Here is a 14,929-nt window from a genome sequence, read left to right as displayed (position 1 = left end):
CCTTCTTTCTAAATTCGTTTTTGCAGCTCGTACAATGTATTCAGAGCATCCATCGGGGTCATTTCCAACAGATTCAATTTCTTCAATTGATCGATGACGCCGATTTCTTCCGTAGATACTTCACTAAACAACGACAACTGCTGACTTTCTTCGACGACGGGTTTTGGTTGTACCGTCGGTTCATGTTCTTCCAGCGCTTTTAAGATCGTGGCTGCGCGCTGTAAGAGTGCACTTGGCAGTCCAGCGATTTTAGCTACATGGATCCCATAGCTTTTATCTGCGGGCCCTTCCATCATCTTATGCAAGAAGACGACTTCGCCTTCTTTTTCAACGGCACCAACATGGACATTGCGCAAGTGCGCCAATTCCTCATCTAAAACCGTCAGCTCATGATAATGGGTGGAAAAAAGTGTTTTGGCATGAACTTCTTTGTGGATATATTCAATGATGGCTTGTGCCAATGCCATCCCATCATAGGTCGCAGTCCCACGCCCTAACTCATCAAACAAAATCAAGCTGTTAGGCGTTGCATGACGCAGCGCTTGGTTGGCTTCCATCATCTCCACCATAAACGTGCTTTGACCGGCGATCAGGTCATCGCTGGCACCGATGCGAGTAAAGATCCGATCAAAAATCGGCATCTCTGCAGATTGTGCGGGTACGAAACAGCCGATCTGCGCCATAATGACTAGCAAGGCAAACTGCCGCATGTACGTACTTTTCCCAGACATATTTGGGCCTGTGATCAACAAGATCTCTGTTTCTTCATCCATCACGATACTATTCGGAATGTACTCTTGGTGACCAAGGACTTTTTCCACTACAGGATGACGGCCGTCGATGATCGATACCGCTCGTTTTTTCGCTACTGTCGGCCGCACGTATTGGTAGCGTTCCGAAACTGTGGCGAAACTTTGTAAGACATCGACCGCACTGACGGCTTTGGCTAACTTTTGTAGACGGGTGATACTCTTTTTCACTTCTTCACGGACGTCAAGAAACAGGCGGTATTCCAAATCCACCGATTTCTCTTCGGCTTCTAAAATCAAAGTCTCCAGTTTTTTCAACTCGGGGGAAATAAACCGTTCCGCATTGGCTAACGTTTGCTTGCGCTCGTAGCGAGAGGTATCTAAATTCACTAGATTGGCTTTCGTGATCTCAATGTAATAGCCAAAAACGCGGTTGAACCCAACTTTCAGGTTTTTGACTCCCGTCGCTTGGCGTTCGTTGGCTTCTAATTCCGCCAGCCATTGCTTGCCGTTACGCATCGCTGTACGGTATTCATCTAATTGTTGATGGAACCCGTCTTTGATAATGTTGCCTTCCGTAATCTGTAACGGGGCATCTTCATCGATCGCAGCTTCGATCAGTGCAACCAAATCATCTAGGGGCGTTAATTCCAGCAGCAAGTCATTCCACTCGCCACGGTTGATGCCTTGCAGCAATTGCGCGATCAAAGGCACTTGCTCCAAAGAAGATTTCAACTGCAGCAAATCGCGGCCATTGACATTTCCGAAGGCGACCCGTCCGACTAAGCGTTCCATGTCATAGACTTTCGTCAACGCTTCTTGCAGATCTGCTCGCTCAAAGAAACTGTCCAGTAACGATTGGACCATTTCTTGGCGGGCAGTGATTTTCTTTGGCTGGATCAAGGGACGGTCTAACCATTGCTTTAACAAACGGCCACCCATTGCGGTTTTTGTCTCGTCCAACAACCACAAAAGAGTCCCTTGTTTTTTGCCAGTTCGAATCGACTGCGTCAATTCTAAGTTGAATTTGGAATAATGATCCATTTTCAAGGCATGATCGGGCTGATATTCCACGGCTTGTTGAATATGCGCTAAACTGCGTTTTTGGGTGATCGCCAAATAACTTAGCAACTTCCCTGTGACTACTTTTTCTAACTCTTGGGAGAGAGGTTCTGTTAAAAATTGAAATTCGGCATTTTCTTCCAACGTTTCTTGCTTAGAAAACACGACATTCAAGCGATTGGTCAGTGTTGTTTGCAATGACTCAGGGATCTCGCTGCACAAAACGACTTCTTTCGTTTGCAGAGCGGCGGCCTCATTGACGACAGCTTCTTCATCTTCCAATTGCGCTGCTTTTAATTCACCGGTACTTAGATCGACATAGGCAAAGCCAAAACGCTCCCCTTGCTGCAAAACAGCTGTCAAAAAGTTGTTTTCTTTGGCGGATAGGCCTTTGCTGTCCATCACCGTTCCCGGCGTGATCAGTTGAACGACTTCGCGTTTGACCATTCCTTTGGTGGTTTTTGGATCTTCCACTTGCTCACAAATCGCTACTTTGTAGCCTTGCTCGATCAAGGTGTCGATGTAATTGCTGGCAGCGTGGTAAGGCACCCCACACATAGGGATCGGTTCCTCCGCATTTTTGTTGCGGCTGGTTAACGTCAGTTCTAAAATTTGTGCTGCCTTGACAGCATCCTCATTAAATAATTCATAGAAATCCCCTAAACGATAGAATAAAAAAGCATCTTGGTACTGAGCCTTGATGCTTAAATACTGTTCCATCATCGGGGTATTTTTAGTTTTTTGAGGCATTGGTTTCATCCTCCTCGATGGCTTTATTCATTTTCTTTTGGATCTCCGTCGTGACATATTGCAGCAATTCATCTGCTTGCAGTAACGCTTGGCGATAAGCAACCACTAAAGGATGCTGCTCGTATTCGTTTGTCAATGACGCATAACGCTGCTCGGCAGCTTTTTTTGCTTCGGGTTTCTCATAATGCTCAAATTGAACGATTTCTTTTTGCGCTTGCTTCAGCGCTTCTTCCAGCTCCAATAGCCCTTGGTTTTGCAAGGCTCGTGCTTGAATTTCTTGAAATTCTTGAACGATCGGATGATCAGACAAGAGCCTTTGCAAAGCAGCCAGCTCTTGGGCAACGTGTGGTTCCTTGGCTAATTGCTCTTCCATGCTTCTCCTATTCTGTAAATGGGCGATCTTCACTGATTTGGATCGGACGGATCGATTTTGCTTTACCAGTGGCTTCATCAATCTCAAGCAAGCAAGCCGACAAAATACTGCGGCCTTTTTCAATCACTTCAAACCGTTGCGGCAACGCCGTCAAAAATTTTTCAATGACTGGTTCGCGTTTCATCCCCAAGATCCCATCATAAGGACCAGTCATGCCGACATCTGACAAATAAGCCGTTCCTTGGGGCAAAATCCGCGCATCATTGGTCTGGACGTGGGTATGCGTGCCGACGACTGCCGAAACTCGGCCATCCAAATACCAGCCCATCGCTTGTTTTTCGCTGGTGGTCTCCCCATGAAAATCCACAAAGATAAACGGTGTACGTTTGCGGGCAATCGCAACCAGTTCATCCATTTTGCGAAACGGATCATCAAGGTCTACCATGAACGAGCGAGCTTGCATGTTGATTACCGCTAATTCAATGGTGTTGACTTTCACAAATACCATGCCGACGCCCGGTGTTCCCTCTGGAAAATTGGCTGGACGAATCATTTTCTTCGCATCGCCAATAAATTCAAAAATGTCACGGTTGTCCCATGTATGATTGCCTAGTGTCACGACATCGACACCATCTTGCAAAAATTTCTTATAGATTTTACCAGTGATCCCACGACCCGCCGCCGCATTCTCGCCGTTTGCGATCGTCACCTGTGGTCGATACGCCTTTTTTAATTTTGGAAGGTACTCCGTGATCGTTTCTCTTCCTAATGAACCAACTACATCTCCAATGAATAATACCCGCACACATTTTTCCTCTTCTCTTTTAGCTTCTTTTCTATTATAAGGGTTTTGGTCCAGAAAAAAAAGGTTCTTTCACTTGCGGTTCTTCCCTGCAGCAGGACAAAAAAACACGCTAGACTCTTTCGCATCAGTCTAGCGTGTCGCTTAATTCTCTTAGGAAACAGTGGTGTCCTCTTGTCCTACGTGTTCTATGATCGCCACGATCAAATCACGGGCTTTTTCCATCGCTTCCACGGTAATAAATTCATACTGGCCATGGAAGTTTTCACCGCCGACAAATAAGTTCGGTGTTGGGATCCCTTTATAGGTGATTTTCGAGCCGTCGGTCCCGCCACGAAACGGTGCTTCGATCGGCGTCACGCCAATCGCTTGCATCCCTGCTCGGGCAGCTTCGATACTGCGGGGATCTTTCTTGATCAAATCCCCCATATTGTAATATTGGTCATACAGCGTATAGGTGATACGTTCTTGCCCATAGGCTGTGTTCAGTTCATCAATGATCCCCACGATGTTAGCTTTTCGCTGTTCAAAAAGCGTATGATCGTGATCACGAATGATATAAGAAACTTCTGCTCGACCAATATGTCCCGTCAAATTGTGCAGCAGGTAGAAGCCTTCATACCCGCGGGTGCGTTCAGGAACTTCCTCTGCTGGTAAGGCATCATCGATTTGATGCGCGATTTTCAAGGCGTTGACCAAACGACCATAGGCAGTCCCAGGATGCACACTCGTACCGTCGATCGTTATATCGATACGAGCCGCATTAAAGGTTTCATACTCCATATGGCCCACGCGACCACTGTCCATCGTGTAAGCAAATGCTACTGGAAAATCCGCCGCATCAAAGCGATCAGCGCCAGTCCCGATCTCTTCGTCAGGACCAAAAGCGACCCAGACATCGCCACGCTTATGCGCATCCATCGTTTGTAAGATCCGCAGCGCATCAATGATCTCTGCGATACCAGCTTTATCATCTGCACCCAGCAGAGTCGTTCCATCCGTTGTGATCAACGTTTCGCCGACATAGTCTTTGAGATTAGGAAATTCAGCAGTTGTCATATAAATGGCTTTTTCTTTATTTAAACAAACATCCTTGCCATCGTAATTTTCATGGATCTGCGGTTGAATATTTTCAGCTTCGAAATCTGCCGTATCTACATGGGCAATAAAGCCAATCGCCGTTTTTTCAGGATTACCAGGTAGACGTCCGATCACAAAACTATTCTTTTCATAGTAAGCAACATCCGCTAATCCCATCTCGATCAACTGATCTTTCAATAAAAGAGCCAACTCAACTTGTCCCTGCGTCGTTGGGATGGTCTGACTCGTGGCATCCGAGCGAGTATTCATTTTTGCATAGGTCAAAAAATCCTTTAAGATTGCTTTCAATTCTGCACGTCCTTTTTCTTCAATTCTTCTACTATCTTTATAACGACAGGGGACGATTGTCCGTTTCGTGGATCACTTGTCGAAAATCAGCAAAGCCAGCTGCTAAGCCGCGCAGCAAGATCTCTGCCGTTCCCATATTGGTGGCTAAAGGAATCTCGTACACGTCTGACAAGCGAATCAATGCCGTTACATCTGGTTCATGGGGTTGTGCGGCTAAAGGATCGCGCAAAAAGATCACCATGTCCAAGTCATCTTGCGAAATCATGGCGCCAATTTGCTGGTCTCCTCCCAGCGGCCCTGATTTGTAGCGGTGGACAGGCAACTGGGTTGCTTCTTCGATCCTCTTCCCCGTAGTTCCTGTTGCGAAAAGTTCATGCTGCGCTAAAATTTCTCGATAGGCAGTCACTAATTTTACCATTACATCCTTTTTTCGATCATGAGCAATCAATGCGATTTTCATTTGCTGCATTCCCCCTTTTTTCTATTGTACCAATTTATTTTCTTTGCGACCGAGAAAAAACAAAAAAACATAGCACAGATGCCGCAAATCGACTGTGCTATGTCTAAAGGATTCCTTTTTAAATCAGTTGTAATTCTTTCAAGGCTAACCAGATGCCATCTTCATCATTGCTAGCGGTCACCATATCTGCGACTTGTTGGATCTCAGGGACCGCATTGCCCATTGCCACACCGACACCTGCGGCAGTCAGCATTTCACGATCGTTTTGGCCATCACCAAAACAGATCACATCTTCTTGCGCTATCCCTAATTGTTCTGCGACACACAGGATCGTTGCTGCTTTGGAGCCTTCTTTTGGAACGACATCCACACTGTTTTCATGCCAACGTACAAAACGCAGTTTGCTGTATTTCTCGTCAAAGAAATGCTCATACTCTTTTCCGTAAAAAGCCAATGCTTGATAGACTTCTTTTTCTTCAGGAAAGTCCATGTCCAACTCAGGAAGTTGGGCACCAAAGGAATGCATCGCTGCTTCCATTTTAGCAATATCCAACGAAGACGCTCGTTTCGCTGTATCCATCCCGACAAAGGCCGTATCGATCCCAAGCTCTTGGGCTTCTGCCACGAAAGCAGCCAATTGCGTTTCATCGAGTAAGTTTTTATACACCTGCTGATGCGAAAGAAAGGCGGCTGCCCCATTACATAAAATGTAATTATCAAAGGACAATGAACGAATAATGTCTTGGGCGTGAAAACGACTGCGCCCAGTGGCAACGGTCACGAAATGGCCAGCATCTCGCAGAAGGTCAAGGGCTTTTAGCGTACTGTCTAGTGGCTGTTTGTTCGAGTCAAGCAAGGTTCCATCAATATCAAAGGCAAAGAATTTCCGATTCATAAAAGGTTAAGGCTCGCTTTCTATTAAGAAGTAACTAAGATTTTGGTCTTGGTTGCGGTCATTTTTACAAAAAACAGCAAGAAAAACCGTACATACTTATTCTTAACACAAATGACCGCTGATTTCAACGCTCCGTTAAGGGATGATAGCTTCTTCCTGGAGAAATGTTAGAGAAAAGAAAAAAAGAAGCATCGCTGCTTCTTTTTGTAGGCTCTGATTAGTCGACATAGGTCGATTTTGAGTTGTTCAACCATGCATAGCCAAGTCCCATGACCAAGCCACCGCCGATATAGTTACCAATAAAGGCAAAAACTAAATTATGGATCACACTGCCGACAGTCATGCCTGCCAAGTGTCCGCCTGAAGCCCAGAAAGCTAAGGTAAACGCTGGGAAGTTAGCGATGACGTGTTCGAAGCCTAAGAAAGCAAAGATGAAGATGATGAAAATGATTGCTGCGACTTTTCCAGCATCGTCTTTCATCCGCATGCTTACCAACACGGCTGTGTTTACCACGATATTAGCGAACATCGCTTCCACTAAAATTTGGATAGTGGATTTTTCTAATTTTGCAGTGATCGAGGTCAGCATAAAGTTGTCTGCGGTCAGCCCTTGAAAAGGTCCCGTTAGCGCAACGATCGAGCCGAAGATCACCCCGCCGATCAAGTTGAACAAGACACACGTAAGCAAAATTTTCAATGCCAAAGGAATACTTAGACGTTTACGGTAAACCCCAACAGTCATATACAACATATTCGATGTTCCTAATTCTGCGTTCATATAAAGAATCATGACTAAAGACCAGCTAAACATAAATGCATACAAAATTTTTCCTAACCCGTGAACCATTGATTCACCTTTCATAGCGATCGCAAAAGCAATAGCTGTTCCGAGGGTCAAGAATAAACAAGCCATCATCGCACGTACAGCGTAACGCAAATAACTACTCTTGATCAAATCGATTTTCTTTTCTATGGATGAATCGATCTTCTCAAATAATGGGGATACTGGATTCATTTTTCTACTCCTTTTATGAAAAATTTCACTTCGTTATAATTTGCACAATACTTCCATATTCTAATGACGAAATGCTGATTTGTAAAGAGATATTTGAAAATATAAGTAATTAATGAAAAATTTCAAGCTTTGTTTTCATCAAATCCAAAGCCAGCTCCATCTTGACTTTTGCCCCTAGTTTGTCGTATACTATTCCTTGTGTAAAATAATGCAGCAGGAAAATAACAGCTCGTCACCAGTTCGTTGCCCCTCGGGTGCAATTGCGTAACCGCGGCTGCAAAGGTGAAGATTGAAGAACGAACTGCACGAATGTGAGTTTTTCAACGGATTATTTTACTCCAAACTATTTTATTGGAGGAACTAAATTATGTCTCGTTATACAGGACCATCATGGAAAATTTCTCGTCGTTTAGGAATTTCTTTATCAGAAACTGGAAAAGAATTGGCACGTCGCCCATACGCTCCAGGTCAACACGGACCAAACAGCCGTGGCAAAAAATCAGAATACGGCATGCAATTAACTGAAAAACAAAAATTGCGTCATATGTATGGCATGAACGAACGTCAATTCCGTACATTGTTTATCAAAGCAAGCAAAATCAAAGAAGGTAAACACGGTGTTAACTTCATGATCTTGCTAGAACAACGCTTAGATAACGTTGTTTACCGTCTAGGTTTAGCAACTACTCGTCGTCAAGCACGTCAATTAGTAAACCACGGTCACGTTTTAGTTGATGGCAAACGCGTTGATATCCCTTCATACCACGTTGAAGTTGGACAAGTCATCAGCGTTCGTGAAAAATCACAAAACATCTCAACAATCAAAGAAGCAGTTGAAGCAACAGCTGGCCGCGCGTCATTTGTAAGCTTTGATAGCGAAAAATTAGAAGGTTCATTAACTCGTTTACCTGAGCGTGATGAATTGTCTGCAGAAGTTGACGAAGCACTAGTCGTTGAATTCTACAACCAAAAACTTTAAGATTTCAACCGACACGATTCCTTTTGGGAATCGTGTTTTTTTGTGGACTCAGCGGATTTACGGATCCCTTTAAGAAGACCCTTAAAAAAATACCAAAAAAACCGACAATGATACATCGCTGTATTCATTTGCCGGTTTTGTTCCTATTTTAGATAAAGTTCGCAACAGATTCGCCTTCTTCTTGCTTTTGGCGATAATTAAACATGAGCAGCTCTGTTTGACGTCGTTTGAAAATGATCTTACGTAAGTTTCGTGGCACGAATTTACGAATGTCTTCTTCATTGTACCCCACTTGGAGCTTGTTCTCATCTAAGATAATTGGTCGTTTCAATAAGTTCGGGTATTTTTCGATCAATGAAAGCAACTCTTCTAGCTTCAACTCTTCTAAATCAATGTCTAGCTTTTGGTACACTTTTGAACGAGTAGATATAATGTCTTCCGTTCCATTTTTCGTTAAAGAAAGAATCTCCATTAGTTCATCACTATTTAATGGATCGCTAAAAATGTTTCTCTCTTTAAATGGCAGTTCATTTTCGGTCAACCATGCACGGGCTTTACGACATGACGTACAGCTGGGTGTTGTATATAGTGATATCATTTGTTCATTCTTCCTTTCTCTTTGATGTACTTCGATTTTTTGTTTGGTGCTCAACCTTCGATTTGATCGATCGTTTCCTGTTTGACGATATCGGCGATTCGAATATTGATCTCTTTGACTTTCAAAGAAGTCAAGCGGCTAATTTCTTCTAAGACCACTTCTTGGACTTGCGCAAAGAGTTTGGGGATATCTTTGCCGTAAGCCACGATTACTTCCAAATCAACTGCAACCTCTTCTTTGCCAACTTCCACATCAATGCCAGAAGCGACTTGCGGCTGTTCTTCAAGGTTTTCGGTCATATCTGAAAGAAATCTGCCATTTACACTAATCAAGCCATCAATTGACTGCAAAGCGACACCAACAATTGTTTCAATGACTTTCTCTTCAAAGGACAGTGGACTTGCTTGCGCTGCTTCATTAGACACATTCGTTGTTTGCTGATCGTCAGTCATTTTTCACACTCCTTGGTTAAATAAGAAAGGATACTAGAGACATCGCAAAGTCGCATACACGACCTTGTCTAAAGTGGACATTCCTCTTAGGAATTTTTTTCCCTACCTTTCTAGCATAAATTCTTTTTGTTTTTTTTACAAAGAAAAACACTTGTTTTCGGAATAAATTTATCGTGCAAGATAAAATGAATGCGCTAAAAAAATCTCAAAGCATAATTTTCCTGAAATGATTCGTTTTTCTTGACAAAAAAAAAGAAAGCATCTACAACGCTCTCTTTTTTTCGTGTTATTTTGACAAAACTTCCAACGGATCAATCAGTTGGTGTCGCGCTAAACTTGGTGAAAGACTGACTTCAAAATGCAAGTGCGGGCCTGTACTGTTCCCCGTACTTCCCATAGAAGCAATCACCTCGCCTTGTTCGACCGTTTGACCGACTTCCACTAAATTGCGATGATTGTGGGCATACAATGTCGTCAGCCCATCTTTGTGCTCGATGGCAACATAATTTCCCCATGAAGAATGATATTCTGAGCGGATCACCGTTCCTGAAAGACTAGCCATGATTGGCGTTCCTTGTGGTGCGGCGAAGTCCACTCCACGATGAAACCCATTGCCTCGTGGACCAAAGACAGAGGAGACAACTGGATTGCTGACAGGATAGATCATCTTTTCGCTGCCTGTCGGTAATTCTGGTTTCTCTTTGTCATAACTCGTCAGGGCATACGCTTCGATCAGCGCATTCAGCTTCTCATTGTATTGTGTATCTGATGCATAACGTCCGGTCAGATATTCCGTGGCGTCTTCATAAGATTCCGTTTCTGATTTCCAAACACCCTTATAAAAATTCGGATTGTGGTCCAATCCTTCTTTCAACAATTTCGCATAATCTTTCAAAGAAGATTCGATGCTGTCATATTGGCGAAAAGTGGCATGAACTGTGTATAAATTACCAGAACCATCGTCTTCTTGTGTTTGGAAGGAAATCCCATTCCCTTCATAAAGTCCCTTAATACCAAATAAGTTATAAAAAGGCTCCTGGCTCAGACGGCTTCTTCCGCTGCCAGACTCTAAAATCGCTTGGGCAATCATGACCGATGCGTAAAGATCTTCTTCTTGTCCAACTTTACGAGCATCTTCTCCAATCTCCATAATAAAGTCCCACGTTTCTTTGACTGGCGTGACTTCAAATTTTGCTGGCTCATCTTCTTGCGGCGGCGTTACTGTCAACTCTGGTACATTCGGTACTTCTTTGATGTCAGGCGAAGGCTGGCTTGGTGTTGATTCTGGCTCTGGATTTGGTGTTGTCTCTGGTTCTGGTTCTGGATTTGGTTCTGGATTTGGTTCTGGTTCTTCTGGTTCTGGCGCCGGCTCAGGTGTTGGTTCTGGTTCTGGATTCGGCTCAGGATCAGGATTTGGTGTCGGCTCTTCTGGTTCTGGTGTTGGTTCTGGTGTCGGGGTTGGTTCTGGTTCTGGCAAAGGTTCTGGTGTTGGCTGTTCAGGAGCAGGTGTTGACTCTCCTGGAACTACTTCGCCGTTTTCTCCTGGTACCGTTGCGGCATCTTCAGGGACCAAGCCCATGGTTGGCCCGTTCACTCCCGGAACCGTTGACTCAGCTGTATTTTGACCTGCAGTAGACTCGTTCGTCAAAACAGATGCCGCAGCCGATACTGGCAGCATTGTTGAAAATTGACTGGTAATAATGGCAATCGCCATCCATTTTTTTATTTTCATTCGTGAACTTTCCTCCTTTATTCCTCCCTCTATCATACAAAAAATGCAAGAAACTTTGTAATCAATTTTTGCATTCCTATATGAAAAACGAGAAAAACTTGATTTTTCGCTACTCTTCCCTATCTTTAATTACGCACAAGAAGTTCCTCTTGCTTGCAAAAAAACAAAAAACAACGGTGCTGTTCTTCACCGTTGTTTTTTATGCGAATGAGCGCTAAGAAATTCAGACGATTCTTTTCGTTGCTCGCTCAATGACGATGGGGTTTTGAGTAAGCGTCAGTTTCTTTTGATAGACTTGTAGTTGAATACCACTACCCTTTATTAGCGAAATTTTGATTGACTGATGGTTGACTGACACGTCAATCAAACATTGGTTATACGTAATTTTGAATGTATATTTTTTCCAGTCTACTGGAATTGTGGGGGCTATTTTTATTCCTTCTCCATCAGTTCTCACGCCACCAAATCCATAGACGATATTCATCCAAGCTGCAGCAATCGAAGTCATATGCAATCCTTCACGAGTATTACGATTGAAATTATCTAGATCCATTCTAGTGGCAAATTCAAAAAAATGATAAGCTTCATTTTCCATGCCTAATTCTGCCGCCAAAATAGAATGAATCGAAGGTGACAGCGAGGATTCGTGAATCGTCCTTGGTTCATAATAATCATAGTTGATTTGCTTTTCCGCTTTCGGAAAAGATTGGTTATACAAGAAAAGAAACATTAAGACATCTGGTTGTTTGATCATATTGTTCCGATAGATTCGATCGTAGGACCAATGATCATAAAGCGGGAACTCTTCGACGGGAATCGAGCGGATATCCACATGAGGCAATTTGAAAAAACCATCATGTTGTTCAAACAAACCATACTCCGTTTTTAAAATAAGCATTTCTTTGCTACAAATTTGCCAGTAGCCAATCTCCTTTTCACTCAAACCATGCGCTGATAGAAAGGTACTATATCTAGTTTCATCACTCGTTTTCAATTTTTTCAATACTTCTATAGTATAATCGAATGTTCTTTTCGCCATATAATTTGTATACGTGTTGTGATTTACCATCATCTGAAATTCATCTGGTCCCATCACCCCAAAAAAGCCAAATTCACCTTCTGGAGACCAATCACCTCTAGAAGCCAAAAAGCGTGAAATTTCAATCAACATTTCGATTCCGTGTCCATACAAAAATTCTGTATCTTTTGCTACCTGCATGTAGTGCCAGATACCATAAGCAACAGCTGTGCTTGGCTGAAACTGAAGGCTGGCATGCTGCCAAAGATCGCTGGCTTCGTTCCCATTCAATGTAGCGATGGGATAACAAGCTCCTTGGCAATCAAGTTGGCGTGCTCGTTTTTTTGCTTCCGCCAAAGTATGATAGCGAAATTCTAATAAATTTTTTGCAGCATCAAGATTTGTCAATAAGTAAAAAGGAAGGCAGGAAGTTTCCGTATCCCAAAAAGCATGTCCACCGTATGCTTCACCAGTGAGCCCTTTCGCACCAATATTATGACTAGGATCTTGACCATGGTATGTTTGATGTAACTGAAAGATGCAGTAGCGAATCCCTTGTTGATTACTTGGATCACCATCGATTTGGATGTCTTCCTTAGCCCAAACATTTTGCCAATAGGTGCGACTCTTTCGTTCCATCTCATCAAAGGAAAGACTTTTTTCCAGATCGGTGAGACAATGGTGTTTTAGTTGATTTAAATCAAGTCCGGTTTTATCGGCAATATTTACCGCATTTCGGTTTACTTGAAAGTTCATCCCTTCTTCTAGTTTAACGTTAAACTTGCGGCCAATAAATTTATCCCTTTCCACAAGTTGCGTGTCGAGGGACTCAGTGGCGGATAAAGAAAAGCCAGCATAAATGGTTTGCTTGGTGCTTCTTGTTTCTGCTGCTAAAAACGCATGCCTATTTGAAGATTCTTTTTCTCGTTCCACCCAAAAATTTTGACCTTCAGATAGATGGCTCGTGGCAAAGTCAATCCCCATCAAAATTGAGATGGATGGACTACCTTCAATGACTTTTAACGAGATCTGCTGATACCCTAATGATACCGTTTCTCTATCTAGTGAACGTACAAAAGTCACCTTTAATTTGATATCCTTCTCAGGTTTCCAATAAAAACTACGAGTCAAGATACCTGTTCTAAGATCAAGTCGTCGTTGAAAAGATTCGATATCTGAATAAGCTAAATCTAGTAACACCTCACCACACCAAATTCTGGTATATAGCCAATCGACCGCATTGACCATAAAATGACTCCTCGAAATGATCCCCTTATACTTTACGCGGTTTTCCTTAGGGCTATTTTCGTAGATTCCATTGAAGTAGCTACCTAGCAATCGTTCTCCCGAATATCCTTCTTCAAAATAACCTCGGATGCCCATATATTCATTTGCCAAAGAAAAGATCGATTCGGACACTTCACTTCGTTCTTTATCAAACCCTTCTTCTGAAACACTCCACGGATCAACCGTATAGTATCTATCTGCAATTTTCCCCATAACACGTTCCTTTCTAGTATGTTGTTTTTCTTACAATCAATTTCCCATTGAGTAATGTGATTTGCGGTTCATTCGAATGGTTATCAATGATATTGACCAAGGTAGTCATGGCTGCTTCCCCTTTTTTAATCTGATCTAATCTGATCGTAGTTAATGGAGGATCATTTAAAGCTGCATAACGGATATCATCAAAACTGATGATCGACAGTTTCTTTTCATAAAAAATAGCTTCTTGTTTTAATTTATGAATAAACTTGATCGCTAAGTAGTCTGCTGTAACGAGCACTGCTTGAAACTTGTCTATGCTGCTGATCATTGTTGCTTGTTGTTCTTCTGTATACTCTAATCCCTCATCAAGCTTTATACCAAAATCCTGCAAAGCCTGATGATAGCCTAGATACCTTTGTTGAATAACCGATGTCTTTGATTGATCAAATTCATAGGACAAAAAGCCGATCTTAGTCAGACCCTTTTCAAGTAAAAAGGCAGTCGCTTCATATGCCGCTTTTTGATCATTCGTATTAATAAAAAAACTATTCGGATAGTCCGTGATTCGATTGAACACTTCATCCTCTAGATGCGTATCAATGAAAACGATTGGGACCTGGACAATCCGATTGACTTCTTCAAATAATTCTTGACTAAATCCTACTGCAATAAACCCATCAAATTTCCAATTTTTCTGTAATTCTCCAATATCATCTGTTTTGGTCACGCTATGGACGAGTGTAAAAAAGCTGTGCTCTTTTGTCACTCGCTGTATGCCATCTAGAACTTCTGTCACAAAAGGGTCCGCAAAGTCCAAATTTTTTTGATCTGAAAAATACAGTACCCCAATTAAGCGAGAAGAAGATTTGACTAACGCTCGTGCATTCATATTTGGTGAATAATTATATTTTTTTATGATCCCTTCGATCATTTCTATCTTATCTTGGGACACACGGTGCGCTTTTTTATTTATAACATTCGAGACTGTCGTCACACTGACCCCTGCTTCTTCTGCAATTTTTTTAATTGTAATCCTCATGCGCTTTGTCCTTTCGATAGTACTTGTTTTTCCTTATTATACCGCATTGTCGAGAAGCATCAATCAAAGGATAGCCAACAAGAATGGGTACCCTTTATTAGAACAATGACAATTTAAGAAAGTGGACT

Annotated in this window: 13 protein-coding genes; 1 reads left to right on the top strand and 12 read right to left on the bottom strand. The window is 42.6% G+C overall.

Annotated elements, in window-relative coordinates:
- Positions 1-8: 8 nt before the first annotated feature.
- From mutS to IGI82_RS01675, 7 genes are all read right to left on the bottom strand, one after another.
- On the bottom strand, positions 9-2,561 hold the full coding sequence (mutS, locus tag IGI82_RS01705) for a DNA mismatch repair protein MutS (protein ID WP_010748644.1): 2,553 nt from the start codon (positions 2,559-2,561) through the stop codon (positions 9-11).
- Complete coding sequence (locus IGI82_RS01700) at positions 2,545-2,934, bottom strand: YlbF family regulator (protein ID WP_010748643.1); 390 nt, start codon at positions 2,932-2,934, stop codon at positions 2,545-2,547. Before IGI82_RS01700 ends, mutS begins: the two co-directional genes overlap by 17 nt.
- Before the next feature lie 7 nt (positions 2,935-2,941).
- Positions 2,942-3,739 (bottom strand): TIGR00282 family metallophosphoesterase, encoded by a 798-nt coding sequence (locus IGI82_RS01695; protein WP_010748642.1) that lies wholly within the window; start codon positions 3,737-3,739, stop codon positions 2,942-2,944.
- Between the two features lie 150 nt (positions 3,740-3,889).
- The gene (gene pepT, locus IGI82_RS01690; protein ID WP_375826435.1) at positions 3,890-5,125 is read right to left on the bottom strand and encodes a peptidase T; all 1,236 of its coding nucleotides are present in this window, start codon (positions 5,123-5,125) and stop codon (positions 3,890-3,892) included.
- Positions 5,126-5,162: 37 nt separating this feature from the next.
- Entirely contained in the window at positions 5,163-5,585 is a 423-nt protein-coding gene (locus IGI82_RS01685) for a methylglyoxal synthase (protein ID WP_008376307.1), read from the bottom strand.
- A gap of 118 nt (positions 5,586-5,703) precedes the next feature.
- Entirely contained in the window at positions 5,704-6,480 is a 777-nt protein-coding gene (locus IGI82_RS01680; protein WP_005227160.1) for a Cof-type HAD-IIB family hydrolase, read from the bottom strand.
- Positions 6,481-6,697: 217 nt separating this feature from the next.
- The gene (locus IGI82_RS01675; RefSeq protein ID WP_005227159.1) at positions 6,698-7,495 is read right to left on the bottom strand and encodes a formate/nitrite transporter family protein; all 798 of its coding nucleotides are present in this window, start codon (positions 7,493-7,495) and stop codon (positions 6,698-6,700) included.
- Between the two features lie 367 nt (positions 7,496-7,862).
- Between IGI82_RS01675 and rpsD the strand changes: the two genes are divergently transcribed.
- Positions 7,863-8,474, top strand: a complete 612-nt coding sequence (gene rpsD / locus IGI82_RS01670; protein WP_005227158.1) for a 30S ribosomal protein S4 — start codon at positions 7,863-7,865, stop codon at positions 8,472-8,474.
- Between the two features lie 148 nt (positions 8,475-8,622).
- Here the strand turns inward: rpsD and spx are convergent, their stop codons facing one another.
- The 5 genes from spx to IGI82_RS01645 form a co-directional block, all read right to left on the bottom strand.
- Positions 8,623-9,072 carry a transcriptional regulator Spx gene (gene spx / locus IGI82_RS01665; RefSeq protein WP_010748641.1) on the bottom strand — a complete coding sequence of 150 codons (450 nt, stop codon included), beginning with the start codon at positions 9,070-9,072 and terminating at the stop codon, positions 8,623-8,625.
- 50 nt (positions 9,073-9,122) lie between these two features.
- Positions 9,123-9,524 (bottom strand): Asp23/Gls24 family envelope stress response protein, encoded by a 402-nt coding sequence (locus IGI82_RS01660; protein WP_005227156.1) that lies wholly within the window; start codon positions 9,522-9,524, stop codon positions 9,123-9,125.
- 286 nt (positions 9,525-9,810) lie between these two features.
- Positions 9,811-11,256 (bottom strand): peptidoglycan DD-metalloendopeptidase family protein, encoded by a 1,446-nt coding sequence (locus IGI82_RS01655; protein WP_338400948.1) that lies wholly within the window; start codon positions 11,254-11,256, stop codon positions 9,811-9,813.
- Positions 11,257-11,479: 223 nt separating this feature from the next.
- The gene (locus IGI82_RS01650; protein ID WP_438841732.1) at positions 11,480-13,774 is read right to left on the bottom strand and encodes a glycoside hydrolase family 65 protein; all 2,295 of its coding nucleotides are present in this window, start codon (positions 13,772-13,774) and stop codon (positions 11,480-11,482) included.
- Between the two features lie 13 nt (positions 13,775-13,787).
- Positions 13,788-14,801 (bottom strand): LacI family DNA-binding transcriptional regulator, encoded by a 1,014-nt coding sequence (locus IGI82_RS01645; RefSeq protein ID WP_086299007.1) that lies wholly within the window; start codon positions 14,799-14,801, stop codon positions 13,788-13,790.
- Positions 14,802-14,929 lie beyond the last annotated feature (128 nt).

Source organism: Enterococcus sp. AZ067, assembly GCF_051715005.1.
Lineage (GTDB): Bacteria > Bacillota > Bacilli > Lactobacillales > Enterococcaceae > Enterococcus_D > Enterococcus_D casseliflavus.
The sequence above is the reverse complement of the archived record's forward strand: the minus strand, read 5'-3'. Positions and strand labels throughout refer to the sequence as shown.